This window comes from Leifsonia sp. NPDC102414, from assembly GCF_044765685.1.
Classification (GTDB): Bacteria; Actinomycetota; Actinomycetes; order Actinomycetales; family Microbacteriaceae; genus Leifsonia.
Window position 1 is genome coordinate 217598 of the sequence record NZ_JBIWKN010000004.1, and the last position, 26182, is coordinate 243779.

Annotated in this window: 37 protein-coding genes; all 37 read left to right on the forward strand. The window is 65.1% G+C overall.

The genetic code is table 11. From position 1 onward, the window contains the following. Nucleotides 1–77 precede the first annotated feature (77 nt). Nucleotides 78–374, forward strand: coding sequence for a WXG100 family type VII secretion target (locus ACIRCZ_RS16365; RefSeq protein WP_055894741.1), 297 nt, complete (start codon nucleotides 78–80; stop codon nucleotides 372–374). Between the two features lie 389 nt (nucleotides 375–763). Continuing rightward, nucleotides 764–1138, forward strand: coding sequence for a 30S ribosomal protein S12 (gene rpsL / locus ACIRCZ_RS16370; protein ID WP_055787040.1), 375 nt, complete (start codon nucleotides 764–766; stop codon nucleotides 1136–1138). Further along, on the forward strand, nucleotides 1138–1608 hold the full coding sequence (gene rpsG, locus ACIRCZ_RS16375) for a 30S ribosomal protein S7 (RefSeq protein WP_055894744.1): 471 nt from the start codon (nucleotides 1138–1140) through the stop codon (nucleotides 1606–1608). Before rpsL ends, rpsG begins: the two co-directional genes overlap by 1 nt. A gap of 120 nt (nucleotides 1609–1728) precedes the next feature. After that, nucleotides 1729–3843 carry an elongation factor G gene (gene fusA, locus ACIRCZ_RS16380; RefSeq protein WP_055894749.1) on the forward strand — a complete coding sequence of 705 codons (2115 nt, stop codon included), beginning with the start codon at nucleotides 1729–1731 and terminating at the stop codon, nucleotides 3841–3843. A gap of 113 nt (nucleotides 3844–3956) precedes the next feature. Further along, on the forward strand, nucleotides 3957–5150 hold the full coding sequence (gene tuf / locus ACIRCZ_RS16385; protein WP_055894752.1) for an elongation factor Tu: 1194 nt from the start codon (nucleotides 3957–3959) through the stop codon (nucleotides 5148–5150). Between the two features lie 190 nt (nucleotides 5151–5340). Next, nucleotides 5341–8013: a hypothetical protein gene (locus ACIRCZ_RS16390; protein WP_402854885.1), complete on the forward strand. Its 2673-nt coding sequence runs from the start codon at nucleotides 5341–5343 to the stop codon at nucleotides 8011–8013. A gap of 313 nt (nucleotides 8014–8326) precedes the next feature. Next, complete coding sequence (locus tag ACIRCZ_RS16395; protein WP_402854887.1) at nucleotides 8327–8800, forward strand: hypothetical protein; 474 nt, start codon at nucleotides 8327–8329, stop codon at nucleotides 8798–8800. Between the two features lie 404 nt (nucleotides 8801–9204). Next, the gene (gene rpsJ, locus ACIRCZ_RS16400) at nucleotides 9205–9513 is read left to right on the forward strand and encodes a 30S ribosomal protein S10 (protein ID WP_005050520.1); all 309 of its coding nucleotides are present in this window, start codon (nucleotides 9205–9207) and stop codon (nucleotides 9511–9513) included. Between the two features lie 11 nt (nucleotides 9514–9524). Then, complete coding sequence (gene rplC, locus ACIRCZ_RS16405; protein WP_055894761.1) at nucleotides 9525–10184, forward strand: 50S ribosomal protein L3; 660 nt, start codon at nucleotides 9525–9527, stop codon at nucleotides 10182–10184. A 4-nt stretch (nucleotides 10185–10188) separates the two neighbouring features. Beyond that, nucleotides 10189–10839, forward strand: a complete 651-nt coding sequence (gene rplD / locus ACIRCZ_RS16410) for a 50S ribosomal protein L4 (RefSeq protein WP_055894764.1) — start codon at nucleotides 10189–10191, stop codon at nucleotides 10837–10839. Continuing rightward, entirely contained in the window at nucleotides 10839–11135 is a 297-nt protein-coding gene (gene rplW / locus ACIRCZ_RS16415; protein ID WP_055894767.1) for a 50S ribosomal protein L23, read from the forward strand. Before rplD ends, rplW begins: the two co-directional genes overlap by 1 nt. Before the next feature lie 26 nt (nucleotides 11136–11161). After that, complete coding sequence (gene rplB / locus ACIRCZ_RS16420; RefSeq protein ID WP_055894771.1) at nucleotides 11162–12001, forward strand: 50S ribosomal protein L2; 840 nt, start codon at nucleotides 11162–11164, stop codon at nucleotides 11999–12001. A gap of 9 nt (nucleotides 12002–12010) precedes the next feature. Then, nucleotides 12011–12292, forward strand: a complete 282-nt coding sequence (gene rpsS / locus ACIRCZ_RS16425) for a 30S ribosomal protein S19 (protein ID WP_055894775.1) — start codon at nucleotides 12011–12013, stop codon at nucleotides 12290–12292. Nucleotides 12293–12316: 24 nt separating this feature from the next. After that, complete coding sequence (gene rplV / locus ACIRCZ_RS16430) at nucleotides 12317–12709, forward strand: 50S ribosomal protein L22 (protein WP_055894778.1); 393 nt, start codon at nucleotides 12317–12319, stop codon at nucleotides 12707–12709. Beyond that, nucleotides 12709–13473, forward strand: coding sequence for a 30S ribosomal protein S3 (gene rpsC / locus ACIRCZ_RS16435; protein ID WP_055894781.1), 765 nt, complete (start codon nucleotides 12709–12711; stop codon nucleotides 13471–13473). Before rplV ends, rpsC begins: the two co-directional genes overlap by 1 nt. A 2-nt stretch (nucleotides 13474–13475) precedes the next feature. Beyond that, nucleotides 13476–13895 carry a 50S ribosomal protein L16 gene (rplP, locus tag ACIRCZ_RS16440; protein WP_055894786.1) on the forward strand — a complete coding sequence of 140 codons (420 nt, stop codon included), beginning with the start codon at nucleotides 13476–13478 and terminating at the stop codon, nucleotides 13893–13895. Continuing rightward, nucleotides 13895–14224 carry a 50S ribosomal protein L29 gene (gene rpmC / locus ACIRCZ_RS16445; RefSeq protein ID WP_402854893.1) on the forward strand — a complete coding sequence of 110 codons (330 nt, stop codon included), beginning with the start codon at nucleotides 13895–13897 and terminating at the stop codon, nucleotides 14222–14224. Before rplP ends, rpmC begins: the two co-directional genes overlap by 1 nt. Continuing rightward, nucleotides 14224–14529, forward strand: a complete 306-nt coding sequence (rpsQ, locus tag ACIRCZ_RS16450; RefSeq protein ID WP_055894793.1) for a 30S ribosomal protein S17 — start codon at nucleotides 14224–14226, stop codon at nucleotides 14527–14529. The genes rpmC and rpsQ overlap by 1 nt, the downstream gene beginning before the upstream one ends. Further along, nucleotides 14526–14894 (forward strand): 50S ribosomal protein L14, encoded by a 369-nt coding sequence (rplN, locus tag ACIRCZ_RS16455; RefSeq protein ID WP_055894798.1) that lies wholly within the window; start codon nucleotides 14526–14528, stop codon nucleotides 14892–14894. The genes rpsQ and rplN overlap by 4 nt, the downstream gene beginning before the upstream one ends. Nucleotides 14895–14897: 3 nt before the next feature. Next, nucleotides 14898–15257 (forward strand): 50S ribosomal protein L24, encoded by a 360-nt coding sequence (gene rplX, locus ACIRCZ_RS16460; protein WP_055894802.1) that lies wholly within the window; start codon nucleotides 14898–14900, stop codon nucleotides 15255–15257. Continuing rightward, nucleotides 15257–15844 carry a 50S ribosomal protein L5 gene (gene rplE, locus ACIRCZ_RS16465; RefSeq protein ID WP_055894806.1) on the forward strand — a complete coding sequence of 196 codons (588 nt, stop codon included), beginning with the start codon at nucleotides 15257–15259 and terminating at the stop codon, nucleotides 15842–15844. The genes rplX and rplE overlap by 1 nt, the downstream gene beginning before the upstream one ends. A gap of 103 nt (nucleotides 15845–15947) precedes the next feature. Next, nucleotides 15948–16346 (forward strand): 30S ribosomal protein S8, encoded by a 399-nt coding sequence (gene rpsH / locus ACIRCZ_RS16470; RefSeq protein ID WP_055894808.1) that lies wholly within the window; start codon nucleotides 15948–15950, stop codon nucleotides 16344–16346. Nucleotides 16347–16352: 6 nt separating this feature from the next. Then, nucleotides 16353–16889 (forward strand): 50S ribosomal protein L6, encoded by a 537-nt coding sequence (rplF, locus tag ACIRCZ_RS16475; RefSeq protein ID WP_055894811.1) that lies wholly within the window; start codon nucleotides 16353–16355, stop codon nucleotides 16887–16889. A gap of 2 nt (nucleotides 16890–16891) precedes the next feature. Further along, the gene (rplR, locus tag ACIRCZ_RS16480) at nucleotides 16892–17263 is read left to right on the forward strand and encodes a 50S ribosomal protein L18 (RefSeq protein WP_055894813.1); all 372 of its coding nucleotides are present in this window, start codon (nucleotides 16892–16894) and stop codon (nucleotides 17261–17263) included. Beyond that, a complete protein-coding gene (rpsE, locus tag ACIRCZ_RS16485; RefSeq protein WP_082581390.1) occupies nucleotides 17260–17979 on the forward strand; it encodes a 30S ribosomal protein S5 in 720 nt (239 codons plus the stop codon). Before rplR ends, rpsE begins: the two co-directional genes overlap by 4 nt. Further along, nucleotides 17979–18164, forward strand: a complete 186-nt coding sequence (gene rpmD / locus ACIRCZ_RS16490; protein WP_055894815.1) for a 50S ribosomal protein L30 — start codon at nucleotides 17979–17981, stop codon at nucleotides 18162–18164. The genes rpsE and rpmD overlap by 1 nt, the downstream gene beginning before the upstream one ends. After that, a complete protein-coding gene (gene rplO, locus ACIRCZ_RS16495; RefSeq protein ID WP_082581391.1) occupies nucleotides 18164–18898 on the forward strand; it encodes a 50S ribosomal protein L15 in 735 nt (244 codons plus the stop codon). The genes rpmD and rplO overlap by 1 nt, the downstream gene beginning before the upstream one ends. Before the next feature lie 83 nt (nucleotides 18899–18981). Continuing rightward, nucleotides 18982–20304, forward strand: coding sequence for a preprotein translocase subunit SecY (gene secY / locus ACIRCZ_RS16500; protein WP_055894817.1), 1323 nt, complete (start codon nucleotides 18982–18984; stop codon nucleotides 20302–20304). Next, nucleotides 20301–20909, forward strand: a complete 609-nt coding sequence (locus tag ACIRCZ_RS16505) for an adenylate kinase (RefSeq protein WP_200949623.1) — start codon at nucleotides 20301–20303, stop codon at nucleotides 20907–20909. The genes secY and ACIRCZ_RS16505 overlap by 4 nt, the downstream gene beginning before the upstream one ends. A 6-nt stretch (nucleotides 20910–20915) precedes the next feature. Further along, complete coding sequence (gene map, locus ACIRCZ_RS16510; RefSeq protein WP_235500463.1) at nucleotides 20916–21746, forward strand: type I methionyl aminopeptidase; 831 nt, start codon at nucleotides 20916–20918, stop codon at nucleotides 21744–21746. A gap of 186 nt (nucleotides 21747–21932) precedes the next feature. Next, a complete protein-coding gene (gene infA, locus ACIRCZ_RS16515) occupies nucleotides 21933–22154 on the forward strand; it encodes a translation initiation factor IF-1 (RefSeq protein ID WP_011186713.1) in 222 nt (73 codons plus the stop codon). A 78-nt stretch (nucleotides 22155–22232) separates the two neighbouring features. Continuing rightward, nucleotides 22233–22346, forward strand: a complete 114-nt coding sequence (rpmJ, locus tag ACIRCZ_RS16520; protein ID WP_021759549.1) for a 50S ribosomal protein L36 — start codon at nucleotides 22233–22235, stop codon at nucleotides 22344–22346. Between the two features lie 169 nt (nucleotides 22347–22515). Then, nucleotides 22516–22890 (forward strand): 30S ribosomal protein S13, encoded by a 375-nt coding sequence (gene rpsM / locus ACIRCZ_RS16525; protein WP_055894822.1) that lies wholly within the window; start codon nucleotides 22516–22518, stop codon nucleotides 22888–22890. 41 nt (nucleotides 22891–22931) lie between these two features. After that, complete coding sequence (rpsK, locus tag ACIRCZ_RS16530; RefSeq protein ID WP_055821293.1) at nucleotides 22932–23330, forward strand: 30S ribosomal protein S11; 399 nt, start codon at nucleotides 22932–22934, stop codon at nucleotides 23328–23330. Between the two features lie 122 nt (nucleotides 23331–23452). Further along, entirely contained in the window at nucleotides 23453–24448 is a 996-nt protein-coding gene (locus ACIRCZ_RS16535; RefSeq protein ID WP_055894825.1) for a DNA-directed RNA polymerase subunit alpha, read from the forward strand. A 53-nt stretch (nucleotides 24449–24501) separates the two neighbouring features. Next, a complete protein-coding gene (gene rplQ, locus ACIRCZ_RS16540; protein ID WP_402854907.1) occupies nucleotides 24502–25056 on the forward strand; it encodes a 50S ribosomal protein L17 in 555 nt (184 codons plus the stop codon). 81 nt (nucleotides 25057–25137) lie between these two features. Further along, nucleotides 25138–26169: a GNAT family N-acetyltransferase gene (locus tag ACIRCZ_RS16545; RefSeq protein WP_402854909.1), complete on the forward strand. Its 1032-nt coding sequence runs from the start codon at nucleotides 25138–25140 to the stop codon at nucleotides 26167–26169. The last annotated feature ends 13 nt before the right edge of the window (nucleotides 26170–26182 follow it).

Here is a 26182-nt window from a genome sequence, read left to right on the forward strand (position 1 = left end):
CCCGCATCCACAGATAGTTTGAAATCACTGGTCGGCCGAGGGGTTGGCCTCTCGGACAACACGAAGGGAACGACATCATGGCAAACATGAACGTCACGTACGGCGAGATGACCGATGCCGCCAACCGCCTCATCTCGGGCAAGGACGACATCACCGCGAAGCTCCACGAGCTGCAGAACCTGGTCAACGGACTGGTCAACGGCGGTTTCGTCACCGACCAGGCCTCCGGAGCGTTCCACAGCTCGTACGAGCAGTTCACCAAGGGCACGACGGACGCGGTGAACGGACTCGACGGGATGTCGCAGTTCCTCACCAAGGCCGCCGACGCGCTGCAGAACGTCGACAGCGAGCTCGCCAAGGGCATCGGCGGCTGAGCCCGTCTCGATCCGCTTCGCGAAGCGCGGGCATCCACGATGGATGCCCGCGCTTCGGCGTATACTCCCAGCCTTGCGGATGTTCGCTGCAGGCGCGCCGCACGCACCCGCATCCATTTGACCGGGCGCTGCCCGCGAGCTAAGATTTATCGGGTGTGCGCTCTGCCGCGCGCTCGTCTGGTGCCCAGAAATGGCTACCGCGAGTGGGCAGGCACGTACTCATCCGATGGGCAGGACGACCGCACGGGAGTCCGGCCCCCACGGCATATCGATGACGAACACTTCTGAACGTCGATCGGTCCCCCCAAGAACAGCCGCGCCCAGCAGGGCGTGCCTGGGCCTGGGGAAGCAACACCTGTCACCGTGCAGTCCATATAAGGAGAAGTTCAGTGCCAACCATTCAGCAGTTGGTTCGGAAGGGCCGCAGCCCCAAGGTCACAAAGACCAAGGCGCCCGCCCTGAAGGCCAACCCCCAGCAGCGCGGCGTGTGCACCCGTGTCTACACCACCACCCCGAAGAAGCCGAACTCGGCTCTCCGCAAGGTGGCTCGCGTCAAGCTTTCCAACGGGACCGAGGTCACGGCCTACATCCCCGGTGAGGGCCACAACCTGCAGGAGCACTCGATGGTGCTCGTCCGCGGCGGTCGTGTGAAGGACCTCCCCGGTGTGCGCTACAAGATCGTCCGTGGCGCCCTCGACACCCAGGCCGTCAAGAACCGCAAGCAGGCTCGCAGCCGGTACGGCGCGAAGATGGAGAAGAAGTAATGCCTCGCAAGGGTCCAGCTCCCAAGCGCCCCGTCGTCGCAGACCCGGTCTACGGCGCACCGATCGTCAGCCAGCTCGTCAACAAGATCCTGCTCGACGGCAAGAAGGGCCTCGCTGAGCGCATCGTGTACGACGCGCTCGAAGGCGTCGCCTCCAAGTCCGGTCAGGATGCGGTCGTCACGCTCAAGAAGGCGCTCGACAACGTCCGCCCGACCCTCGAGGTCCGCAGCCGCCGCGTCGGTGGCTCGACCTACCAGGTCCCCGTCGAGGTCAAGCCGCACCGCGCGAACACGCTCGCGCTGCGCTGGCTCACCAGCTACGCCAAGGGTCGTCGTGAGAAGACGATGACCGAGCGTCTCACCAACGAGATCCTCGACGCGTCGAACGGTCTCGGCGCCGCTGTCAAGCGTCGCGAGGACACGCACAAGATGGCCGAGTCGAACAAGGCCTTCGCGCACTACCGCTGGTAGTCCAGGCTCGCTGGTAATCCCGGTTTCGGGCATTACCACGCCGGTCCGGGTGTTGCACTCCACGGGAGTGCCCCACCCGGGCCGGCACCCCTTCAACTTTCTACTTTTCGGAGGAACCCTGTGGCACAGGACGTGCTCACCGACCTGAACAAGGTCCGCAACATCGGCATCATGGCCCACATCGATGCCGGCAAGACCACTACGACCGAGCGCATCCTGTTCTACACGGGCGTCAACCACAAGATCGGCGAGACCCACGACGGCGCCTCGACGACCGACTGGATGGAGCAGGAGAAGGAGCGCGGCATCACCATCACGTCCGCGGCCGTCACCTGTTTCTGGAACAAGAACCAGATCAACATCATCGACACCCCCGGTCACGTGGACTTCACCGTCGAGGTGGAGCGTTCGCTCCGCGTCCTCGACGGCGCTGTCGCCGTCTTCGACGGCAAGGAGGGCGTCGAGCCCCAGTCCGAGACCGTCTGGCGTCAGGCAGACAAGTACAACGTCCCGCGCATCTGCTTCGTCAACAAGATGGACAAGCTCGGCGCCGACTTCTACTACACGGTCGACACCATCGTCAGCCGCCTCGGCGCCAAGCCGCTGGTGCTGCAGCTCCCGATCGGTTCCGAGTCCGCGTTCGAGGGCGTCGTCGACCTCATCGAGATGCGTGCGCTGACCTGGCGTGGAGACGCCAAGGGTGACGTTCAGATGGGCGCCAAGTACGCCATCGAGGAGATCCCGGCCGACCTGGTCGACAAGGCCAACGAGTACCGCCAGGCGCTGCTCGAGACCGTTGCTGAGAGCGACGACGCACTGCTCGAGAAGTTCTTCGGCGGTGAGGAGCTCACGGTCGCAGAGATCAAGGGCGCCATCCGCAAGATGACGATCAACAGCGAGCTCTACCCCGTGCTCTGCGGTTCCGCGTTCAAGAACCGCGGCGTTCAGCCGATGCTCGACGCTGTGATCGACTTCCTTCCTTCGCCGATCGACGTGCCGGCCATCGAGGCGCACGACCCGCGCGACGAGGAGAAGGTCATCCTTCGCCACGCCGACGCGTCCGAGCCGTTCTCCGCTCTGGCCTTCAAGGTCGCCGTCCACCCGTTCTTCGGTCGTCTGACCTACGTGCGCGTGTACTCCGGCCGCGTCGACAGCGGTGCTGGCATCGTAAACTCGACCAAGGGCAAGAAGGAGCGCATCGGGAAGATCTTCCAGATGCACGCCAACAAGGAGAACCCGGTCGACTTCCTGACCGCCGGCAACATCTACGCCGTGATCGGCCTCAAGGACACCACCACGGGCGACACCCTGTGCGACCCGGACAACCAGGTCGTCCTCGAGTCGATGACGTTCCCCGAGCCCGTCATCGAGGTCGCGATCGAGCCGAAGACCAAGGCCGACCAGGAGAAGCTGGGCACCGCGATCCAGAAGCTCGCCGAGGAAGACCCGACGTTCCGCACCGAGCAGAACCAGGAGACCGGTCAGACGGTCATCAAGGGAATGGGCGAGCTTCACCTCGACATCCTCGTCGACCGCATGAAGCGCGAGTTCAACGTCGAGGCGAACGTCGGCAAGCCCCAGGTGGCCTACCGCGAGACGATCCGCCGTTCCGTCGAGAAGTACGACTACACGCACAAGAAGCAGACCGGTGGTTCTGGCCAGTTCGCCAAGATCCAGATCACGATCGAGCCGATGGACGTCACCCCGGAGACGAGCTACGAGTTCGTCAACGCCGTGACAGGTGGCCGCGTTCCGCGCGAGTACATCCCGTCGGTCGACCACGGTATCCAGGACGCGATGCAGGTAGGTGTTCTCGCCGGCTTCCCGACCGTGGGTGTCAAGGCCACCCTCGTGGATGGCGCTTCGCACGACGTCGACTCTTCGGAGATGGCGTTCAAGATCGCCGGCTCGATGGCCTACAAAGAGGCCGCGCGCAAGGCGAACCCTGTGCTCCTCGAGCCGCTGATGGCGGTCGAGGTTCGCACGCCGGAAGAGTACATGGGCGATGTGATCGGTGACCTCAACTCACGACGTGGTCAGATCCAGTCGATGGAGGACGCGAGCGGGGTCAAGGTTATCCGCGCGAACGTTCCGCTGTCGGAGATGTTCGGGTACATCGGCGACCTGCGGTCGAAGACCTCTGGTCGTGCGGTCTACTCGATGACCTTCGACAGCTACGCGGAGGTTCCGAAGGCTGTTGCCGACGAGATCGTCCAGAAGAACAAGGGCGAGTGACTCCGGTCACCCTCCTTTAGCAGTATCCCGTAACATAGATAAACAATCCCGTAGAGTTGCCGGCCGGAAACCATCGGCCGGGGCTTCTACACGAGAGTCCTGAGGAGGACCCAGTGGCTAAGGCCAAGTTCGAGCGGACTAAGCCGCACGTCAACATCGGAACCATCGGTCACGTCGACCACGGAAAGACGACGCTCACCGCGGCGATCTCCAAGGTGCTTGCTGACAAGTACCCGTCGGCGACCAACGTTCAGCGCGACTTCGCGTCGATCGACTCGGCTCCGGAAGAGCGTCAGCGCGGTATCACGATCAACATCTCGCACGTCGAGTACGAGACCCCGAAGCGCCACTACGCGCACGTTGACGCCCCTGGGCACGCCGACTACATCAAGAACATGATCACCGGTGCCGCTCAGATGGACGGCGCGATCCTCGTGGTCGCCGCTACCGACGGCCCGATGGCGCAGACCCGTGAGCACGTGCTGCTCGCGAAGCAGGTCGGCGTTCCGTACCTGCTGGTCGCGCTCAACAAGTCCGACATGGTCGACGACGAGGAGATCCTGGAGCTCGTCGAGCTCGAGGTTCGCGAGCTTCTGTCGAGCCAGGACTTCGATGGCGACAACGCTCCTGTCGTTCGCGTCTCGGGCCTCAAGGCTCTCGAGGGCGACGAGAAGTGGGTCGAGTCGATCGTCGAGCTCATGGACGCCGTCGACAACTCCATCCCCGACCCGGTGCGCGACAAGGACAAGCCGTTCCTGATGCCGATCGAGGACGTCTTCACGATCACCGGTCGTGGAACCGTCGTCACGGGCCGCGCCGAGCGTGGAACCCTCGCTATCAACTCCGAGGTCGAGATCGTCGGCATCCGCCCGACGCAGAAGACCACGGTCACCGGTATCGAGATGTTCCACAAGCAGCTCGACGAGGCATGGGCCGGCGAGAACTGTGGTCTGCTCCTCCGTGGAACCAAGCGTGAGGACGTCGAGCGCGGTCAGGTCGTCGTGAAGCCGGGTTCGGTTACGCCGCACACCAACTTCGAGGGCACCGCGTACATCCTGTCCAAGGATGAGGGTGGGCGTCACAACCCGTTCTACGCGAACTACCGTCCGCAGTTCTACTTCCGCACCACCGACGTCACCGGCGTCATCACGCTGCCCGAGGGCACCGAGATGGTCATGCCCGGCGACACCACCGACATGACGGTCGAGCTCATTCAGCCGATCGCCATGGAGGAGGGCCTCGGCTTCGCCATCCGTGAGGGTGGCCGCACCGTGGGCGCTGGAACGGTCACGAAGATCATCAAGTAGTCTTCTCCGACTGCTCGGAAAGGGGCCGGACCGAAAGGTCCGGCCCCTTTCTGCATTCCGGCACAAAGGCGCGGGACAATAGCGAGAATTAATCACTAAAGCGAGACAACACGCCGAGTGTGACCTAAACTGAGGAAACCTCAGTGCCCGAATCTGGGGTGACGGTCGCACTGACAAGGGGGTCTCGACCATGCGACGTAACACGCGCCCGCCCGCCGACGACGGTATTTCTCGCTCGCCATTCTCTCTGACCCGCACGTGGGTCGGCCGCCTCGCAGCGCCGACTCTCGCGATCGCGCTGGCCGTCGCAGGGGCAGCCGCTCCCGCCAATGCCGCCGAGCCTGCGCCCGCCGTTCCGAGCGCCACCAGCGCGCCCGCGCCGGCCGCGGATGCTGCGCCAGCGGCCGCCGCGCCCGATCCGTCTCCCGCGCCGGACACGTCAACGCCACCGGCGGACCCTCCGGCCGCAGACGCTGCCCAGAGCCCTGCCCAGAGCCCTTCACCGGACCAGGCGCCGGCACCGCAGGCCGCTTCAGACCCCGCGCCCTCCACTGCGCCGAGTCCTTCCACTGCGCCGGCTCCTTCCACTGCGCCGGCTCCCTCTGCCCCGAAACCCGCGAGCGCTCCGCGTGCAGCCGTTCCGTCGCCCAGCCCCAGCTCCCCGCCACCTGGCGGATCGACGGGCAAGCTCATCGTCGTCAAGCACATCGCGGACGCGAACGGCACGATCGTCGACACGACACCGGCCGGATGGTCGTTCACCGCGCTCAGCGCCGGCCTGCAGTTCGCCAGCCAGACGCTGACCACGGACGGCACGGGCTCCGTCACCTACGCGCTGTCCATCCCGGCCGGCGCGACCTCCATGGCCGTCACGGTCACCGAGGCCCAGCAGAGCGGCTACACCCTCTCCCCGCAGAGCGGCCTCAACGCAGTCTGCACATACGCCGACGGCACCGTCGCCAATGTGACGGACGGCTTCCGCGTCTCCGTACCCAGCAACCAGACGACCCGCTGTGTCGTCGTGAACCGCGAGCAGTCGGCCACCTGGTCGGTGTGGAAGACGAGCGACCCCGCCTCCGGCACCGTCGTGCATCCCGGTGATGTCATCGACTACGCGCTGCACGTGCAGTTCACCGGCGGCCGCCTGCCGTCGTCGCTCGTCATCACCGACGATCTCTCCGGCGTCCTCGGCAACGCCACGCTGCGTGGCTCGATCGTTCCGTCGCAGGGCACGGCCGCGATCGTCGGCACGAACCTGGTCTGGACGATCACGAACTTCGACGACGAACTCGTGCTCACATACTCCGTGACAGTGAACGCCGACGCCCGGGATGCGCACATCGTCAACGTCCTGCTCGTCCCACCGGGAGGCGAATGCGCGGAGAGCTGCACCACCGATCACCCGGTGCCAGGCTGGTCGCTGGTCAAGTCGTCCGATCCGGCGAGCGGTTCCACCGTGCAGCCCGGTCAGACGATCACGTACACGCTCACCGCAGCCAACCATTCGGATGCGCCGGTCGACAGCCCGATGCTGGTGCAGGCGGACGACGACCTGAGTGCCGTGCTCGACCACGCCACGCTCGTCCAGCCGATCGACCCGGCACTGACGCAGCAGGGGGACCACCTCGTCTGGGCGATCGGCGGTCTGGCGGTCGGGCAGACCAAGACGGTCTCGTACTCGGTGAAGGTCGATCCGACCGCGGCCGGCGTGCTCCTGCACAATGTGGTGACCACGCCACCGGGCGGCAGCTGCGTCCCGCAGGGCTACCCCAACCCGTCTCCAGAGCTCCCTGCCGAGTGCCAGACGCATCACCAGGTGCCGTCCGTCGACCTGAGCATCGTCAAGACCCACTCGACGCCCACCGGGGGTCAGGGTGCGCCGGTCGACTCCAACGAGGGTGAGACGATCGCGTACCAGCTGGTCGTTGCCAACCACGGCCAGGATGCGGCGACCGGCGTCTCCGTGAGCGATCCGCTCCCCGCGGGCATCAGCTACGTGCCAGGCTCGCTGGTCGCGCCTCCCGGCTGGACGGCCTCCATCGCCGGCGGCGTCGTCACGATCGTCTACAGCGGTACCTTCGCTGTCGGTGCGAGCGCGACGCTGACCTTCACCGCTGCCGTCGGCGTGCTGAGCGGTCCGCCGTCCGGCGGCCCGATCCCCGACATCGACAACAGAGCGTGCGTCTCGAGCGCGGAGCCGGACGCGAACCCGTCGGACAACTGCTCCACGGACACCACACCGGTGAAGTCGATCGCCGTGGCCGCCCAGTCGCTCTGCGTGAACGACGCGCCCGTCGTGTCGTACTCCATCACGCCGTACAACCTCACCAGCAGCCCGACGATCGCCCTCATCTGGTGGTCACCGGCGAAGTTCGCGGGCCACGATCCGTCCATCCCGGCCGGTGACGAGGCGGCGATCCTCGCGGACGGCGCCGCGCAGGTGAGCTATGTGACCGTCCCGGCGACCTGGACGAGCGGGCAGACCATCTCCGGCACGCAGCTCTGGCCGGGTGCAGGAGTGGACGCGTCCGGCAAGGGAAACGCGTGGCCGGGCTGGCGGCAGCTCGGTGACGGCACCTGGGTGCTCGACCCCGCCGCGCCGTTCTACGACGTGAGGACCGACGCCGTGGTCGAGGTGCGCATCAACCCGACCACCGCATCCGCTGTCACGTACCCGCCGCCGTCGACGCACTGCACGCCGGTGAATGCGACGGCGACCACGACAGTCGCAGGGGGACCGTCGGTCGGCCTGGCGGCGACAGGCAGCGACGTGACGGCCCCCGTCGTCGGCGGAGCAGCGCTGGTCGCCATCGGGTTGGCGTTCCTGCTCTGGATGCGCCGACGCCGCGGAGAGGCGGCCTGACGGCACACGGGGAGGCCACTGGGCGTTTCCTCCAGGGGGTTTACCTCCCGCTGGCCGAAGCGCAGAATGAGGACACCGTTTCAACCGGACGGTTCCGTCGATGAAGGGAGAGCGTATGGATATCCATGACCTCGCAAACCAGGCCAACCCGCAGACAGGCATTCGGACGGAAAGTTCGGGAGTCGCGTAAGCGGTCCCATTGGCACTAGCACGGGGTGACGGCGCGAGGCGTCACCCGAGCGGGGCTCCGGCGCACAGCCGGGCCCCGCTCCTTGCGTTCGGGGAGGCTCTCCACGGCGCTACAGTCATGTCCATGGGCTACTTCGTTCTCGTCATCGCGCAGACGATCGCGTTGCCGATCGTTTCCGGCGCGATCGAGCTCGCGGTGGCCGGGGGAGACCCCGTCTTCGTCTTCGGCAAGTGGTGGGTGTTCTGGGGCGTCGGAACGCGGCTGCTCGTCGCGGGCATCGCCCAGGTCTCCGGCAAGGGGCCGACCACCGAGATCCTCGGGGCAACGGCTCCGAGTGTGCAGGAGAAGCAGCTCACGCGCGAGCTCGGCATGGCCAACGTGGGGATGGGCGCCGCAGGGCTCCTGGCGCTCGTGCCTGGATGGGCGCTGCCGGCCGGGATCGCGGGAGGCCTCTTCCTGCTGATCGCCGGGATCATGCACCTGCCGAAGAAGGGCAAGAACGCCCAGGAATCGCTCGCGACGTGGACCGATCTGCTGGTCGGGATCGCCGTCGTCGTGCTCGCCGTCGACGTGATCGTGCGCGCTGGAGGGCACTGAATCAGGCTGCGACGTACTCGGCGACGCGCCCGCGACACGCCCGGGTTGCAGCTTGGGCGAGAGTCTGGCAAACTTGTCTAGTTCAACATTTCGGAACGAGCGCGCTCACGTGTGCTCCGAACGGATCACTGCCAGGCAGTGCATAGCCCACCGCGAGGTCGTCAGACCGTGTGCGGAAGATGGTTAGGCCGCGGGTAGAAGAGCAAAGCTTAATCGACAACCACGAGGACAAGGGGTCACCCATGTCCTCGGCGCGGGTGACACGCCCGAGCGCGGGGGTCGGTGAGTTGACAGAAGAATAGTGGCGTTCCCCAACAAGCGTTCGTCGCATCCGCGTCCAATGCGAGGCAGGTTCTCTCGGGAGCCGGTCTCGTACGACGCCATAACAAGAGAGTGAGTCAGACATGGCGGGACAGAAGATCCGCATTCGGCTTAAGTCGTATGACCACGAGGTCATCGACACCTCGGCGCGCAAGATCGTCGACACGGTTACCCGTGCAGGCGCTACCGTCGTCGGCCCAGTGCCCCTTCCCACCGAGAAGAACGTGGTGTGTGTCATCCGTTCTCCCCACAAGTACAAGGACAGCCGCGAGCACTTCGAAATGCGCACGCACAAGCGGCTGATCGACATCATCGACCCGACGCCGAAGGCCGTCGACTCGCTCATGCGTCTCGACCTGCCCGCCGACGTCAACATCGAGATCAAGCTCTAAGGGGGAGTGCCATGTCGAACATCGAAACCAAGACCTCCCGTGGCCTCCTCGGCAAGAAGCTCGGAATGACCCAGGTCTGGGATGAGAACAACAAGCTCATCCCCGTGACCGTCATCGAGATCACGCCGAACGTCGTGACCCAGGTCCGCACCCCAGAGGTCGATGGCTACAACGCCGTCCAGATCGCGTACGGCCAGATCGACCCGCGCAAGGTCAACAAGCCGTCCGCAGGCCACTTCGACAAGGCCGGCGTCACGCCGCGCCGTCACCTCACCGAGGTCCGCACCGCGGACGCCGCCGAGTACTCGGCCGGCCAGGAGCTCACCGTCGACGCGACCTTCGAGGCCGGCCAGCTGGTCGACGTCGTCGGAACGTCGAAGGGTAAGGGCTTCGCCGGTGTCATGAAGCGCCACAACTTCAAGGGTGTCTCCGCTTCGCACGGTGCGCACCGCAACCACCGCAAGCCGGGTTCCATCGGCGCCTCCTCGACCCCGAGCCGTGTCTTCAAGGGCATGCGCATGGCCGGTCGCATGGGTGGCGAGCGCGTTACCGTCCTGAACCTCAAGGTCCAGGCCGTCGACGCAGAGAAGGGCCTCCTGCTGGTCAAGGGCGCCGTTCCCGGTGCTCGTGGCCGCATCGTTTTCGTCCGCAACGCAGTGAAGGGGGCCTAGTCGTATGGCTACCTCGATTGACGTTCTCGATGTCAAGGGCAAGAAGGCGGGCTCTGTCGAGCTTCCCGCCGAGCTCTTCGACGTCCAGACCAACATCCCGCTGATCCACCAGGTCGTCGTCGCGCAGCTCGCTGCCGCACGTCAGGGAACTCACAAGACCAAGCGTCGTGGTGAGGTCTCCGGTGCCGGTCGCAAGCCGTTCAAGCAGAAGGGAACCGGTCGCGCTCGTCAGGGCTCGATCCGCGCCCCTCAGATGACCGGTGGTGGCATCGTCCACGGACCAGTGCCCCGCAGCTACGCGCAGCGCACCCCCAAGAAGATGATCGCCGCTGCTCTGCTCGGTGCTCTCTCGGACCGCGCCCGCGGAAGCCGCCTGCACGCCGTCGAGTCGCTCGCCCTCGGCGAGACCCCGTCGACCAAGGCCGTCGCCGAGTACCTCTCCACCGTCGCCACCTCGAAGCACGTCCTCATCGTGCTCGAGCGCGACGACGCGGTGAGCCTCAAGAGCGTCCGCAACCTTCCCACCGTCCACACGCTGACCTTCGACCAGCTGAACGCATACGACGTGCTCGTCAGTGACGACATCGTCTTCACCAAGGGTGCGCTCGAAGGCTTCATCGCTTCGAAGTCCAACAAGGAAGAGGTGAACGCGTAATGGCCGTCAACAAGGACCCGCGCGACATCATCATCGCCCCGGTCGTCTCTGAGAAGAGCTACGGCCTGATCGACGAGGGCAAGTACACCTTCCTCGTCGACCCGCGTTCGAACAAGACCGAGATCAAGCTCGCCATCGAGAGCATCTTCAAGGTCCAGGTCGCGTCGATCAACACCCTGAACCGTCAGGGCAAGACCCGTCGCACCAAGTTCGGCACCGGCAAGCGCAAGGACACCAAGCGTGCCATCGTCACGCTGAAGTCCGGTTCCATCGACATCTTCACGGCAGTTGGCTAAGGCCGGGATCTAGAGGAAAACAGACAATGGCTATTCGTAAGTACAAGCCCACGACCCCCGGTCGTCGCGGTTCGAGCGTTGCCGACTTCGCCGAGATCACTCGCTCGACGCCTGAGAAGTCGCTGCTCCGTCCGCTGTCGAAGACCGGTGGCCGCAACAACCAGGGTCGCATCACCACCCGTCACATCGGTGGTGGCCACAAGCGCCAGTACCGCGTCATCGACTTCCGTCGTAACGACAAGGACGGCGTGAACGCCAAGGTCGCTCACATCGAGTACGACCCCAACCGCACCGCGCGTATCGCGCTGCTCCACTTCGTGGACGGCACCAAGCGCTACATCCTGGCCCCGAACAAGCTGTCGCAGGGCGACATCGTCGAGTCGGGTGCAGGCGCGGACATCAAGCCCGGCAACAACCTGCCGCTGCGCAACATCCCCACCGGTACCGTGATCCACGCGATCGAGCTCAAGCCGGGCGGTGGCGCAAAGCTTGCCCGTTCGGCCGGCGCATCCGTGCGTCTCGTCGCCAAGGACGGCCCGTACGCGCAGCTCCGTCTGCCGTCCGGTGAGATCCGCAACGTGGATGCACGCTGCCGCGCGACGATCGGCGAGGTCGGCAACGCCGAGCAGTCGAACATCAACTGGGGCAAGGCAGGCCGCATGCGCTGGAAGGGCGTCCGCCCGACCGTTCGCGGTGTCGCGATGAACCCGATCGACCACCCGCACGGTGGTGGTGAGGGCAAGACCTCCGGTGGTCGTCACCCGGTCAGCCCGTGGGGTCAGAAGGAAGGCCGCACCCGCCACCCGAACAAGGAAAGCGACAAGCTCATCGTGCGTCGTCGTACTGTCGGCAAGAAGCGTAAGTAGGAGTAGAAGATGCCACGCAGTCTCAAAAAGGGCCCCTTCGTCGACGACCACCTGCTTCGCAAGGTTGTCGCCGCGAACGAGGCCAACAGCAAGAACGTGATCAAGACCTGGTCGCGCCGCTCGATGATCGTCCCGGCCATGCTGGGTCACACCATCGCGGTGCACGACGGTCGCAAGCACATCCCGGTGTTCGTCACCGAGACCATGGTTGGGCACAAGCTCGGTGAGTTTGCTCCCACCCGCACCTTCCGTGGACACGTGAAGGACGACAAGAAGGGTCGTCGCCGCTAACGCGGTGACGTAAGGAGGAGAGAAATGGTGGAGTCGATCGCACGCGTGCGACACATCCGCGTGACCCCCCAGAAGGCTCGTCGCGTCGTCAACCTGATTCGCGGCAAGCAGGCACAGGAGGCCCTGGCCATCCTGAAGTTCGCCCCGCAGGGTGCGAGCGAGCCGGTGTACAAGCTCGTCGCCTCGGCGATCGCCAACGCGCGAGTCAAGGCCGACCAGTCGAACACCTATCTGGACGAGCAGGACCTGTACGTGAGCAGCGCATTCGTTGACGAGGGCACGACCCTCAAGCGCTTCCAGCCGCGTGCACAGGGCCGAGCCTTCCGCATCAACAAGCGCACCAGCCACATCACGATCGTCCTCGCGACGCCGGATGAGGCCGCAGCTGCCAAGGCTACGAAGAAGGCGAGCAAGTAATGGGTCAGAAAGTCAATCCATACGGCTTCCGTCTGGGCATCACCACCGACCACGTGTCGCGGTGGTTCTCGGACAGCACCAAGCCGGGTCAGCGTTACAGCGACTACCTCGCCGAGGACGTCAAGATCCGTCGTCTGCTGCAGACGTCGCTCGACCGCGCGGGCGTTTCGCGCATCGAGATCGAGCGCACCCGTGACCGCGTCCGCGTCGACATTCACACCGCCCGCCCGGGCATCGTGATCGGTCGCCGTGGTGCAGAGGCCGAGCGCATCCGCGCCGACCTCGAGAAGCTCACGGGCAAGCAGATCCAGCTGAACATCCTCGAGGTCAAGAACCCCGAGGCCGACGCTCAGCTCGTCGCTCAGGGCATCGCAGAGCAGCTCTCCGCACGCGTGGCGTTCCGCCGCGCGATGCGCAAGGGTCTGCAGGGAGCCCAGCGCGCAGGCGCCAAGGGTGTCCGCATCCAGGTGTCCGGCCGTCTCGGCGGCGCTGAGATGAGCCGCTCGGAGTTCTACCGCGAGGGTCGTGTGCCGCTGCACACGCTCCGCGCCAACATCGACTACGGCTTCTACGAGGCCAAGACCACGTTCGGTCGCATCGGTGTCAAGGTGTGGATCTACAAGGGCGACATCACGAACAAGGAACTCGCTCGCGAGCAGGCGAACACCAAGCCGTCGCGTGAGCGTAACGACCGTCCGCGTCGCGGCGGGCGCACCAGCGCCCCTGCCGAGACTGCGCCGGCCGCAGCAGGAGTTGAGGCATAACCATGTTGATCCCACGTAGAGTCAAGCACCGCAAGCAGCACCACCCTGGCCGTTCCGGCCAGGCCACTGGTGGCACGAAGGTCTCCTTCGGCGAGTTCGGTATCCAGGCCCTGACCCCCGCGTATGTGACGAACCGTCAGATCGAGTCCGCTCGTATCGCGATGACCCGTCACATCAAGCGTGGTGGCAAGGTGTGGATCAACATCTACCCCGACCGTCCGCTCACGAAGAAGCCGGCCGAAACCCGCATGGGTTCCGGTAAGGGTTCGCCGGAGTGGTGGGTCGCCAACGTCAAGCCGGGTCGAGTCCTCTTCGAGGTCTCTGGTGTTAGCGAGGAACTCGCTCGCGAGGCCATGACCCGTGCAATTCACAAGCTGCCCCTCAAGGCACGCATCATCAAGCGCGAGGAGGGCGACGCGTAATGGCGATCGGATCCAAGGAGCTCGCATCCGCGGAGCTCGACACTTTCGAAGACGAGCGTCTCGTCGACGAGCTGAAGAAGGCCAAGGAAGAGCTGTTCAACCTGCGCTTCCAGTCGGCCACCGGCCAGCTCGAGAGCCACGGCCGCCTGCGCGCCGTGAAGCGCGACATCGCTCGTATCTACACCGTCATCCGTGAGCGTGAGCTCGGCATCAGGCCCACCCCGGCCCCCGCCGAGGTCGCCGACGCGAAGGCGGAGAAGAAGACCAAGGCGAAGAAGGCGGCTCCTGCCGCCGAGACCGCCGAGACTGAGACTGAGGAGGCCAAGTAATGGCTGAGACCACCAAGGCTGCGGCCGCGGAGTCGGCGGCCGACGAGGCCCTCGTCCGTGGGTACCGCAAGGCCCGTCGCGGTTACGTCGTCAGCGACAAGATGGACAAGACCATCGTCGTCGAGGTCGAAGACCGCGTGAAGCACCCCCTGTACGGCAAGGTCATCCGCCGCACCTCCAAGGTGAAGGCGCACGATGAGAGCAACAGCGCCGGCATCGGCGACCTCGTTCTCATCAACGAGACCCGTCCGCTGAGCGCCTCCAAGCGGTGGCGCCTGGTTGAGATTCTGGAGAAGGCCAAGTGATTCAGCAGGAATCCCGAGTCAAGGTCGCCGACAACACCGGCGCCAAGGAGCTCCTCACGATTCGTGTTCTCGGTGGCTCCGGTCGTCGTTACGCCGGCCTGGGCGACACGATCGTCGCCACGGTCAAGGACGCGATCCCCGGCGGCAACGTCAAGAAGGGCGACGTCGTCAAGGCTGTCATCGTGCGCGTGGTGAAGAACACCCGCCGCCCGGACGGCTCATACATCAAGTTCGATGAGAACGCCGCAGTGATCTTGAAGAACGACGGGGACCCCCGCGGTACCCGCATCTTCGGACCGGTCGGTCGCGAACTCCGCGACAAGAAGTTCATGAAGATCATCTCGCTGGCTCCGGAGGTGCTGTAACAGATGGCGAACATCAAGAAGGGCGACCTGGTCCAGGTCATCTCGGGTGCGTCGCAGGCGCGCGGAGGCGACAAGGGCAAGCAGGGTCGCGTGATCGAGGTTCTCGTCGAGAAGAACCGCGTGATCGTCGAGGGCGTCAACTTCGTCACCAAGCACGTGCGCGTCGGTCAGACGCAGCGTGGCACGAAGACCGGCGGCATCGAGACGCACGAGGCTCCGATCCACGTCTCCAACGTGGCTCTCGTCGACCCCGAGACCAAGAAGCCGACCCGCGTCGGCTTCCGCAACGAGACTGTCACGAAGGACGGCGTCAGCAAGACGGTCCGCGTTCGTTACGCCAAGAAGTCAGGTAAGGACCTGTAATGACCGACACTGCAACCGCTGCTGGCAAAATCCAGCCGCGTCTCAAGCAGAAGTACAAGAACGAGATCGCAGCTCAGCTGTCCAAGGACCTCGGCTTCACCAACCCGCACCAGGTGCCGGGTCTCGTGAAGATCGTCGTCAACATGGGCGTCGGCGAGGCTGCTCGCGACGGCAAGGTCATTGATGGTGCGGTCGCAGACCTCACCAAGATCACCGGTCAGAAGCCGCAGGTCACCAAGGCCCGCAAGTCCATCGCGCAGTTCAAGCTGCGCGAGGGTCAGCCGATCGGCGCGCACGTCACGCTGCGCGGCGACCGCATGTGGGAGTTCCTCGACCGCCTGCTCTCGCTTGCACTTCCCCGTATCCGCGACTTCCGCGGTCTGTCGGACAAGCAGTTCGACGGAACGGGCAACTACACCTTCGGTCTCACGGAGCAGGCTATGTTCCACGAGATCGACCAGGACAGGATCGACCGCGTTCGCGGAATGGACATCACTGTGGTGACCACCGCGAAGAACGACGAAGAGGGCCGCGCGCTGCTCAAGCAGCTCGGCTTCCCCTTCCGTTCCAACGAGGCAGCGAACTAGTCCTCACCCTGTCGGGCCGGCCGATCCGGCCGGCCCGCTTCCACCACAGGTCGTCAGTCGTGTAACGGTTGAACGAAACCTGGTGAACAAAGGAAACACCGCAATGACAATGACAGATCCGGTCGCAGACATGCTGACCAGACTGCGCAACGCGAACTCGGCGCACCACGACACCGTGTCCATGCCGCACTCGAAGCTCAAGGCGCACATCGCCGACATCCTCAAGTCCGAGGGTTACATCGCGAGCTGGGAGGTCAGCGACGCACGCGTCGGCCAGACCCTCACACTCGGTCTGAAGTTCGGACCGAACCGCGAGCGCTCCATCGCCGGCATCAAGCGCGTCTCGAAGCCCGGACTCCGCGTTTACGCGAAGTCCACCGAGATCCCCAAGGTGCTCGGCGGCCTCGGCGTCGCCATCCTGTCCACCTCCTCCGGTCTGCTCACCGACCGTCAGGCTGAGAAGAAGGGCGTGGGTGGGGAAGTCCTCGCCTACGTGTGGTAGTTCGTCATGTCGCGTATTGGAAGACTGCCCATCGACATCCCTGCAGGGGTCGATGTGAAGATCGACGGCCAGGCCGTCACCGTCAAGGGCCCGAAGGGTGAGCTCAGCCTCACCGTCGCCAGCCCGATCGAGGTCAAGCTGGAAGAGGGACAGGTGCTCGTCACCCGTCCGGACGACGAGCGCGCATCGCGTTCGCTCCACGGCCTGACCCGCACCCTGATCAACAACCAGATCATCGGCGTCACCGAGGGTTACTCCAAGGGACTCGAGATCGTCGGCACCGGTTACCGCGTTGCGCAGAAGGGCGCGGGCGTCGAGTTCGCTCTCGGCTTCTCGCACCCGGTCAACGTCGAGCCGCCCGCGGGCATCACGTTCACGGTCGAGGGCAACAACAAGCTCACGGTCAGCGGAATCGACAAGCAGGCCGTCGGTGAGGTCGCCGCCAACATCCGTAAGATCCGCAAGCCCGAGCCTTACAAGGGCAAGGGTGTGCGCTACGCCGGCGAGGTTGTCCGCCGCAAGGCCGGAAAGGCTGGTAAGTAACCATGGCTCTCGGAACCAGAGGAAAGAGCAAGTCCGCTGCACGCGGCCGCCGTCACGCGCGTCTTCGCAAGAAGGTCGAGGGCACCGCTCTCCGTCCGCGCCTGGTCGTCAACCGTTCGGCCCGTCACGTCTTCGTGCAGGTCGTCGACGACAGCAAGGGTCACACCCTCGCGTCGGCATCGACGATGGAGGCGGACCTCCGCAGCTTCGACGGTGACAAGACCGCCAAGGCACGCAAGGTTGGCGAGCTCGTCGCCGAGCGCGCCAAGAGCGCTGGCGTCGACGCCGTCGTATTCGACCGTGGTGGCAGCAAGTACGCGGGTCGCGTCGCAGCTGTCGCCGAAGGAGCTCGAGAGGGTGGATTGAACCTGTGAGCGACGAACAGAACAACAAGGAGCAGACCGTGGCCTCTGAGCAGACGACCGACGCCCAGGCGCCGGTTGAGACTGCGGCATCGACCACCAACACCCAGAGCGAGCCCCGCGAGGCCCGCCGTGGTGGTCGCGAGCGCAACCCCAACCGTGATCGCGGCAGCCGCGACCAGGACAAGAGCCAGTTCCTCGAGCGCGTTGTGACCATCAACCGCGTCTCGAAGGTCGTCAAGGGTGGGCGTCGCTTCAGCTTCACCGCCCTCGTCGTCGTCGGAGACGGCAACGGTCTGGTCGGTGTCGGCTACGGCAAGGCGCGCGAGGTCCCGCTGGCGATCTCGAAGGGTGTCGAGGAAGCGAAGAAGAACTTCTTCCGCGTCCCGCGCGTCGGCAACACCATCCCGCACCCTGTGCAGGGTGAGGCAGCCGCCGGTGTGGTGCTCCTGCGCCCCGCCGCAGCAGGTACCGGTGTTATCGCCGGTGGTCCTGTCCGCGCCGTCCTCGAGTGCGCCGGTATCCACGACGTCCTGAGCAAGTCGCTCGGTTCGTCCAACACGATCAACATCGTGCACGCGACCGTCGAGGCGCTGCAGCAGCTCGAGGAGCCTCGTGCCGTTGCCGCTCGCCGCGGACTCGACTACGACCAGGTGGCTCCGGCTCGCCTGCTGCGTGCCGAGGCCCAGGCGGCCGAGGCCGCCGCGACCGCGAAGGCAGGTGCCTGATGGCTGCGCGTCTGAAGATCACGCAGATCAAGTCCAAAGTAAGTGAGAAGCAGAACCAGCGCGACACCCTTCGCAGCCTGGGACTCAAGCGCATCGGTGACGTCGTCGTTCGCGAGGACAACTCGCAGAACCGCGGGTACGTCAACACCGTCGCTCACCTTGTCAAGGTCGAGGAGATTGACTAATGGCTGACGAAAAGGAAGCAACCACCAAGGCTGCCGCCAAGCCGGCCGCTGAGAAGAAGGCCGCTGAGAAGAAGGCGCCGGCTGCCAAGGCCGCCGCCGACAAGGCTCCGGCCAAGAAGGCTCCGGCGAAGGCCGCTGCCGACAAGCCCGCCGCCGAGAAGAAGGCTCCCGCCAAGGCCGCTGCCGACAAGGCTCCTGCCAAGGCTGCCGCCGCTTCGAAGGACGAGACCGTCGCCAAGGCTGACAAGCCGGCCGCGAAGGCCCCTGCCAAGAAGGCTGCGCCCGCTGAGACCCGCGAGCACGTGCTCAAGGTCCACCACCTGCGCCCCGCCGCCGGATCCAAGAAGGACAGGACCCGCGTCGGACGCGGTGAAGGTTCCAAGGGTAAGACGGCTGGCCGCGGTACCAAGGGTACGAAGGCTCGTTACTCTGTCCGCCCCGGTTTCCAGGGTGGCCAGCTGCCGTTCCACATGCGTGCCCCGAAGCTTCGCGGCTTCAAGAACCCGTTCCGCGTCGAGTACCAGGTCGTGAACCTGGAGAAGCTCGCCGAGCTCTACCCGTCGGGTGGTGACGTCACCGTCACCGACCTCGTCGCCAAGGGCGCCGTTCGCAAGAACGAGAAGGTCAAGGTTCTCGGCAACGGGGACATTGCGGTTAAGCTGAACGTTGCGGTCGACAAGGTCTCCGGCTCTGCAGAGCAGAAGATCGTCGCCGCGGGTGGCTCGGTCAAGTAGCCACACCGTAAAGCTGTACAGTCGGGTGACCGGTATTTCTCCGGTCACCCGGCTGACTCCTTACAGGAAAGCAGGACGCACTTTTGTTTAGCGCCGTTGCGCGGATCTTCCGCACACCAGATCTTCGCCGGAAGATCGCCTTCACCTTGGGCGTCATCGCCCTGTTCCGCCTTGGCTCGTTCATCCCGGCGCCGTTCGTCGACTTCGGCAATGTGCAGACCTGTCTCAACGCCAACCAGGACACTTCTGGTCTCTACTCGCTCGTCAACCTGTTCTCGGGTGGCGCGCTCCTCAAACTCTCGATCTTCGCGCTCGGCATCATGCCGTACATCACCGCGTCGATCATCGTGCAGCTGTTGCGCGTGGTCATTCCGCGCTTCGAAACCCTCTACAAGGAGGGTCAGGCCGGTCAGGCCAAGCTCACGCAGTACACGCGTTACCTCACGATCGCACTCGGCGTCCTCCAGTCGACCACGCTGATCACCGTCGCCCGCAGCGGCGCACTCTTCGGCACCACCGCCGTCTCGCAGTGCACGCAGCTCATCACGGACGACTCCTGGTACGCGATCATGCTCATGGTCATCACCATGACAGCCGGTACGGGTCTCATCATGTGGATGGGCGAGCTCGTCACAGAGCGCGGCATCGGCAACGGCATGTCGCTCCTCATCTTCACCTCGATCGCTGCCCAGTTCCCGAGCTCGCTGTGGGCCATCGCCCAGTCGCAGAGCATCGAGACGCTGCTGATCGTGATCGCGATCGGATTGCTGATCGTGATGGCCGTCGTGTTCGTCGAGCAGTCGCAGCGGCGCATCCCCGTGCAGTACGCCAAACGTATGGTCGGTAGGCGGACGTACGGTGGCAACAACACGTACATCCCGATCAAGGTCAACATGGCCGGCGTCGTGCCTGTGATCTTCGCGTCGTCGCTGCTCTACCTGCCGGCGCTGATCGCCCAGTTCAACCAGCCGGCCGCCGGCAAGGCGCCTGCACCCTGGGTCACCTGGATCACGAACTACCTCACCAAGGGCGACCACCCGCTCTACATGCTGCTCTACTTCCTGCTGATCGTCGGCTTCACGTACTTCTACGTGGCCATCACGTTCAACCCGGAAGAAGTCGCGGACAACATGAAGAAGTACGGCGGCTTCATCCCCGGCATCCGCGCCGGTCGCCCGACGGCCGAGTACCTCGACTACGTGCTCACCCGCGTCACGCTGCCAGGGTCGATCTATCTGGGACTCGTCGCACTGATTCCTCTGGTAGCCTTCGCGATAATCGGAGCCAGCCAGAACTTCATGTTCGGCGGCACATCCATCCTGATCATCGTCGGTGTCGGATTGGAGACGGTCAAGCAGATCGACTCCCAGCTCCAGCAGCGGCACTACGAAGGGCTTCTGCGTTGACCCGTATGCTGATCGTCGGACCTCCCGGAGCGGGCAAAGGCACTCAGGCCTCGCGCATCACCACCGCATACGGGATCCCCGACATCTCCACGGGCGACATCTTCCGGGCCAACATCAAGAACGAGACGCCGCTCGGCCTGCAGGTCAAGGCGATCGTCGACGCAGGCGATTACGTTCCTGACAGCCTGACCAACGAGCTCGTCACGAACCGCATCGCGGAGGACGACGCAGCCGGCGGCTTCCTCCTGGACGGCTACCCGCGCACGCTCGACCAGGTGGCATACCTGGACGAGCTGCTGGAGAAGAACGGGCAGAAGCTCGACGCTGTCATCCAGCTCGTTGCGGACCAGGACGAGATCGTCGCCCGCCTCACCAAGCGGGCGCAGGAGCAGGGCCGGGCGGACGACTCGGAGGAAGCCATCCGGCACCGCCAGGAGGTCTACGTCCGTGAGACGTCTCCGCTGATCGACGTCTACCGTCAGCGCGGTCTGCTCGTCGAGGTCGACGGCCTCGGCGACATGGACGAGGTCGCGGCACGCATCACTTCTGCGCTGGCCGAGCGGGGCATCCGCCCTCTCGCCGAGCGCGACCAGTCCGTGGCCTAGGCTCCGTTGGTCTTCAAGCGTTCGATCTACAAGTCGCCTGCGCAGCTCCGGCTGATGGTGCCCCCCGGGCTCGCGACGGCTGCGTCGCTCGACGCCGTCCGGGATGCGCTGGTCGCCGGGGTCACGACACTCCAGCTCGACGAGGTGGCTGAACAGGCCATCGTGGCCGCGGGCGGCAAGCCCAACTTCAAGCTCGAGCACGGCTACCATCACACGATCTGCTCGTCGGTGAACGACGAAGTCGTGCACGGCATCCCTGGAGCGCGCATCCTGCAGCCGGGCGACATCGTGTCGATCGACAGCGGCGCGATCCTCGACGGGTGGAACGGCGACTCGGCGCGGAGCTTCGTGCTCCCCGACCCAGCACGGCCGGAACTCGTCGCCGAGCGGCAGAAGCTCTCCGACGTCACGGAGCAGTCGCTCTGGCACGGTATCGCCAGGCTCGCGACGGCGACGCATCTCAACGAAGTCGGCGAAGCGGTCGAGGACCACATCCTCTCGCAGGGCGCATACGGAATCCTGACGGACTACATCGGACACGGCATCGGGCGCAGAATGCACGAGGAGCCTCCGGTGTTCAACTACCGCGTCCGCGCCAAGGGGCCGGAGGTGAAGCCGGGACTCGTCGTCGCGATCGAGCCGATGGTCGTCCTCGGCGACCCGGAGACGTACGTGAAGGACGACGGCTGGACCGTCGCCACCGAGGACGGATCGTCCGCTGCGCACTGGGAGCACAGCGTCGCCGTGCACAAGGACGGCATCTGGGTGCTGACCGCGGCGGACGGGGGAGCGAAGGGCCTCGCGCCGTTCGGAATCACCCCGGCCCCGATCGCGTGATCTCCCTGGGATTCCCGGTCCGACCTGCTCGTTCGCGGAGAGCGTGCGCAGATCATACACAAGGATTGGCGAAACGCCAGACAATCCCATAAGATTGATCCTTGGTGTCTTAGGCACGTTTCTTGCGTGCCGTCACCACAATCAACGCACGACCAGCAAACCACGACTTTTAGCGACAGTGAGGCTATGGCCAAAAAAGACGGCGTCATCGAGATCGAAGGATCCGTGATCGAGGCTCTTCCCAACGCGATGTTCCGCGTTGAGTTGACCAACGGTCACAAGGTCCTCGCCCACATCTCCGGCAAAATGCGCCAGCACTACATCCGCATCCTCCCCGAGGACCGCGTGATCGTGGAGCTGAGTCCATACGACCTGACCCGTGGCCGGATCGTCTACCGCTACAAGTAAAGGTCTGCTGTAAGTAACGGCCTCGTCACCGGGTAGCCCCTGACGAGGTACGAGGACAGCGAACAAAGGTAAAGAAATATGAAGGTCAAGCCCTCCGTCAAGAAGATCTGCGACAAGTGCAAGGTCATCCGTCGTAACGGCCGGGTCATGGTCATCTGCGAGAACCCGCGCCACAAGCAGCGCCAGGGTTAATCGCGGTTCCGGCCGGTGGGATGCTCTCCCGCCGGCCACCCATAACTCAATATCGAAATATGGCAGTTCCAGATCCCGTGACGCGTGAGCGTCGCGGGGGACACCCCCGGTTGGAGGCCGGGGCACCGGAACTGCTGCAGACCTCCACTCACTCACAGGAGAAGCCACAATGGCACGTCTAGCAGGCGTTGACATCCCGCGCGAGAAGCGCGTGGAAGTCGCACTCACTTACATCTACGGCGTCGGCCGCACGCGGGCTCTGAAGACCCTCGCCGACACCGCAATCGACGGAAACATCCGCGTCAAGGATCTGTCCGACGACCAGCTCGTCGCCCTCCGCGACTACATCGAAGGCAACTTCAAGGTCGAGGGTGACCTCCGCCGCGAGGTCGCGGCAGACATCCGCCGCAAGGTCGAGATCGGCAGCTACGAGGGAATCCGCCACCGCAAGGGCCTCCCGGTCCGCGGTCAGCGCACCAAGACCAACGCTCGCACCCGTAAGGGCCCGAAGCGCACCGTGGCCGGCAAGAAGAAGGCTCGCTAGGCCTTAGCCAGCAGCCTCGCCCATAGGATTCAGGAGAAATCATGGCAGCACCCAAGTCGGCCGTTCGCAAGCCGCGCAAGAAAGAGAAGAAGAACATCGCCGTGGGCCAGGCCCACATCAAGTCGACGTTCAACAACACCATCGTTTCGATCACCGACACCACCGGTGCGGTGATCAGCTGGGCATCGTCCGGCGGCGTCGGCTTCAAGGGTTCGCGCAAGTCGACCCCGTTCGCCGCTCAGCTCGCCGCCGAGTCCGCTGCGCGTCAGGCGCAGGAGCACGGCATGAAGAAGGTCGACGTCTTCGTCAAGGGACCGGGCTCCGGTCGCGAGACCGCGATCCGTTCGCTCCAGGCCGCCGGCCTCGAGGTCGGCTCGATCAACGACGTCACCCCGCAGGCGCACAACGGTTGCCGCCCGCCCAAGCGTCGCCGCGTCTAAGTAGTTCTCTTCCGCCGCAATCGGCGGCGGCCGCGCTGCGGTCGTCGCCGATTGTCCGCGACAACTCAATACCCACTAACGCAAGTGTCATATAGCGGACACTTAGCCGAAAGGAATCAACAGTGCTCATTGCACAGCGTCCTACGCTCGCCGAAGAGAACATTTCCGAGTTCCGCTCGCGGTTCGTGATCGAGCCCCTGGAGCCCGGTTTCGGTTACACGCTCGGCAACTCGCTTCGCCGCACCCTCCTTTCCTCGATCCCCGGCGCGGCTGTCACCAGCATCCGCATCGACGGCGTGCTGCACGAGTTCAGCACGGTCCCGGGTGTCAAGGAAGACGTCACCGAGATCATCCTGAACATCAAGGGACTCGTCGTCTCCAGCGAGCACGACGAGCCGATCACGGCCTACCTCCGCAAGACCGGCTCCGGCCAGGTCACCGCTGCGGACATCTCGGCTCCGGCCGGTGTGGAGATCCACAACCCCGAGCTGGTCATCGCGACGCTCAACGACAAGGCGAAGTTCGAGGTCGAGCTGACCATCGAGCGTGGCCGTGGCTACGTGTCCGCGACCCAGAACCGCAACGAGTACAGCGAAGCCGGTCAGATCCCGATCGACTCGATCTACTCCCCGGTCCTCAAGGTCACCTACCGCGTCGAGGCGACTCGTGCCGGTGAGCGCACCGACTTCGACCGCCTCGTGGTCGACGTCGAGACCAAGCCGGCGATCAGCCCGCGCGACGCCATCGCTTCGGCCGGTCGCACGCTGACCGAGCTGTTCGGTCTGGCCCGCGAGCTCAACACCGCAGCAGAGGGCATCGAGATCGGCCCGGCGCCGGTAGACGCCGTCCTCAGCTCCGAGCTGTCGATGCCGATCGAGGACCTCGACCTGTCGGTCCGCTCGTACAACTGCCTCAAGCGCGAAGGCATCAACACCGTGAGCGAGCTCGTCTCGCTCTCGGAGACGCAGCTGATGAACATCCGCAACTTCGGTCAGAAGTCGGTGGATGAGGTCAAGGACAAGCTGACCGAGATGGGCCTTTCGCTCAAGGACTCGGTCCCCGGCTTCGACGGCGCCCACTTCTACAGCGGCTACGAAGAAGACGAGACCACCATCTGAGGCTTGTCTTCCGACGACGCCTTTTGACTTTTCACACCTGGAGATAACCGATCATGCCTAAGCCCACCAAGGGCCCCCGCCTCGGAGGCGGCCCCGCGCACGAGCGCCTGATGCTCGCCAACCTGGCCGCTGCGCTGTTCACCCACAAGAGCATCAAGACGACCGAGACCAAGGCCAAGCGCCTGCGTCCGATCGCCGAGCGTCTCATCACGTTCGCGAAGCGCGGCGACCTGCACGCTCGCCGTCGCGTGCTCGCCACCATCCACGACAAGGGCGTGGTGCACGAGCTGTTCACCGAGATCGCTCCGCTGGTCGCCGAGCGTGACGGCGGATACACCCGCATCACCAAGCTGGGCTTCCGCAAGGGCGACAACGCTTCGATGGTGCAGATCGAGCTCGTTCTCGAGCCCGTCACCCCGAAGGTGAAGTCGACCAAGTCGGCGAAGGCTGCTGCTCCGAAGGCTGCTCCGGCCGCCGACGAGGCTCCGGCCGAGTCCGCTTCCGCCGAGACCGAGGCCGCGGAGGCCGAGGTCGTCGAGGAGACCACCGCCGACGCAGAGGTCACCCCGGAGGAGACCACCGCAGAGGCCGAGGCCGAGAAGGCGTAACCTCTCACGGTTCCCGAAGGCCCCGCATCCACTGGATGCGGGGCCTTCGTCGTTCTCCGGCCCTGTCGTTAGGCTTGGGGCATGGCCGACCACCACGACGACCTCCTGCCCGTGAACGAGCGCGTGACCGCTCCCCAGCCGCACACCCCGACGCATCCACTGATCGCCGAGTGGCGCCCCGCAACGCAGGCGGACGTGGACGCGGTGACCGAGGCGCAGCGGGCGATGGATGCGGTGGACCACCCGGAGTGGCTGCACACCCGCGACGAGGTGCAGGAGCTGTTCGACTATTCGTTCGTCGAGCTCACGGAGGACACGCTTCTCGGGTTCGGGCTGGACGGCGCACTCGTCGCCGTCGGGGTCACCACGATGCCTCCGCTGCAAGAATCGCTGGTGCGCGTGTTCCTGGAGGGCGGCGTGCATCCCGAGCTGCGCGGCCGCGGCATCGGTCGGGAGCTCCTGGCCTGGTCGAGGGCGCGCGCAGAGCAGAAGCTCGCCGCGTCGGAGAAGAGGCTCCCCGCGTGGATCATGGCGTACGCGGACGAGCGCGCGGAGGACGCAGCACGGCTGTTCCACCGCGACGGGTTCGAGACCGCGCGGTACTTCTTCGAGCTGGAGCGCGATCTCGCCGACGCGATCCCCGAGGTCGAGCCGGCGGACGGCATCCGGATCGTCCCCTTCCGGGAGGAGCTCACGGCCGCGACCCTTGTGGCGCACAACGACTCGTTCCGCGACCACTGGTCCAGCCAACCGATGAGCGAGGAGCAGTGGACCGCATGGATCGGCGGCACCTTCCGGCCGGACATCTCGTTCCTCGCGCTGGACGGCGACGAGGTCGTCGGCTTCGTGCTGAACCAGGTGAACGAGGGCGACTGGGAGACGCAAGGGTTCACCGGTGCATACATCGGCATGGTCGGCACCATCCGCAGCGCGCGTGGCAAGCGGATCGCGCCGGCGCTGCTCGGCAGGGCGATGGAGTCGTGCAAAGCGCTCGGCTGGGAGAAGGTGACGCTGTCGGTGGATGCGGAGAACCCGTCCGGCGCGCTCGGCCTGTACACCGGGATGGGCTTCGTCCGCACGAACGCCGAGCTCAGCCTGGTGCGGGTGTACTGAGTCCCTGCGATCC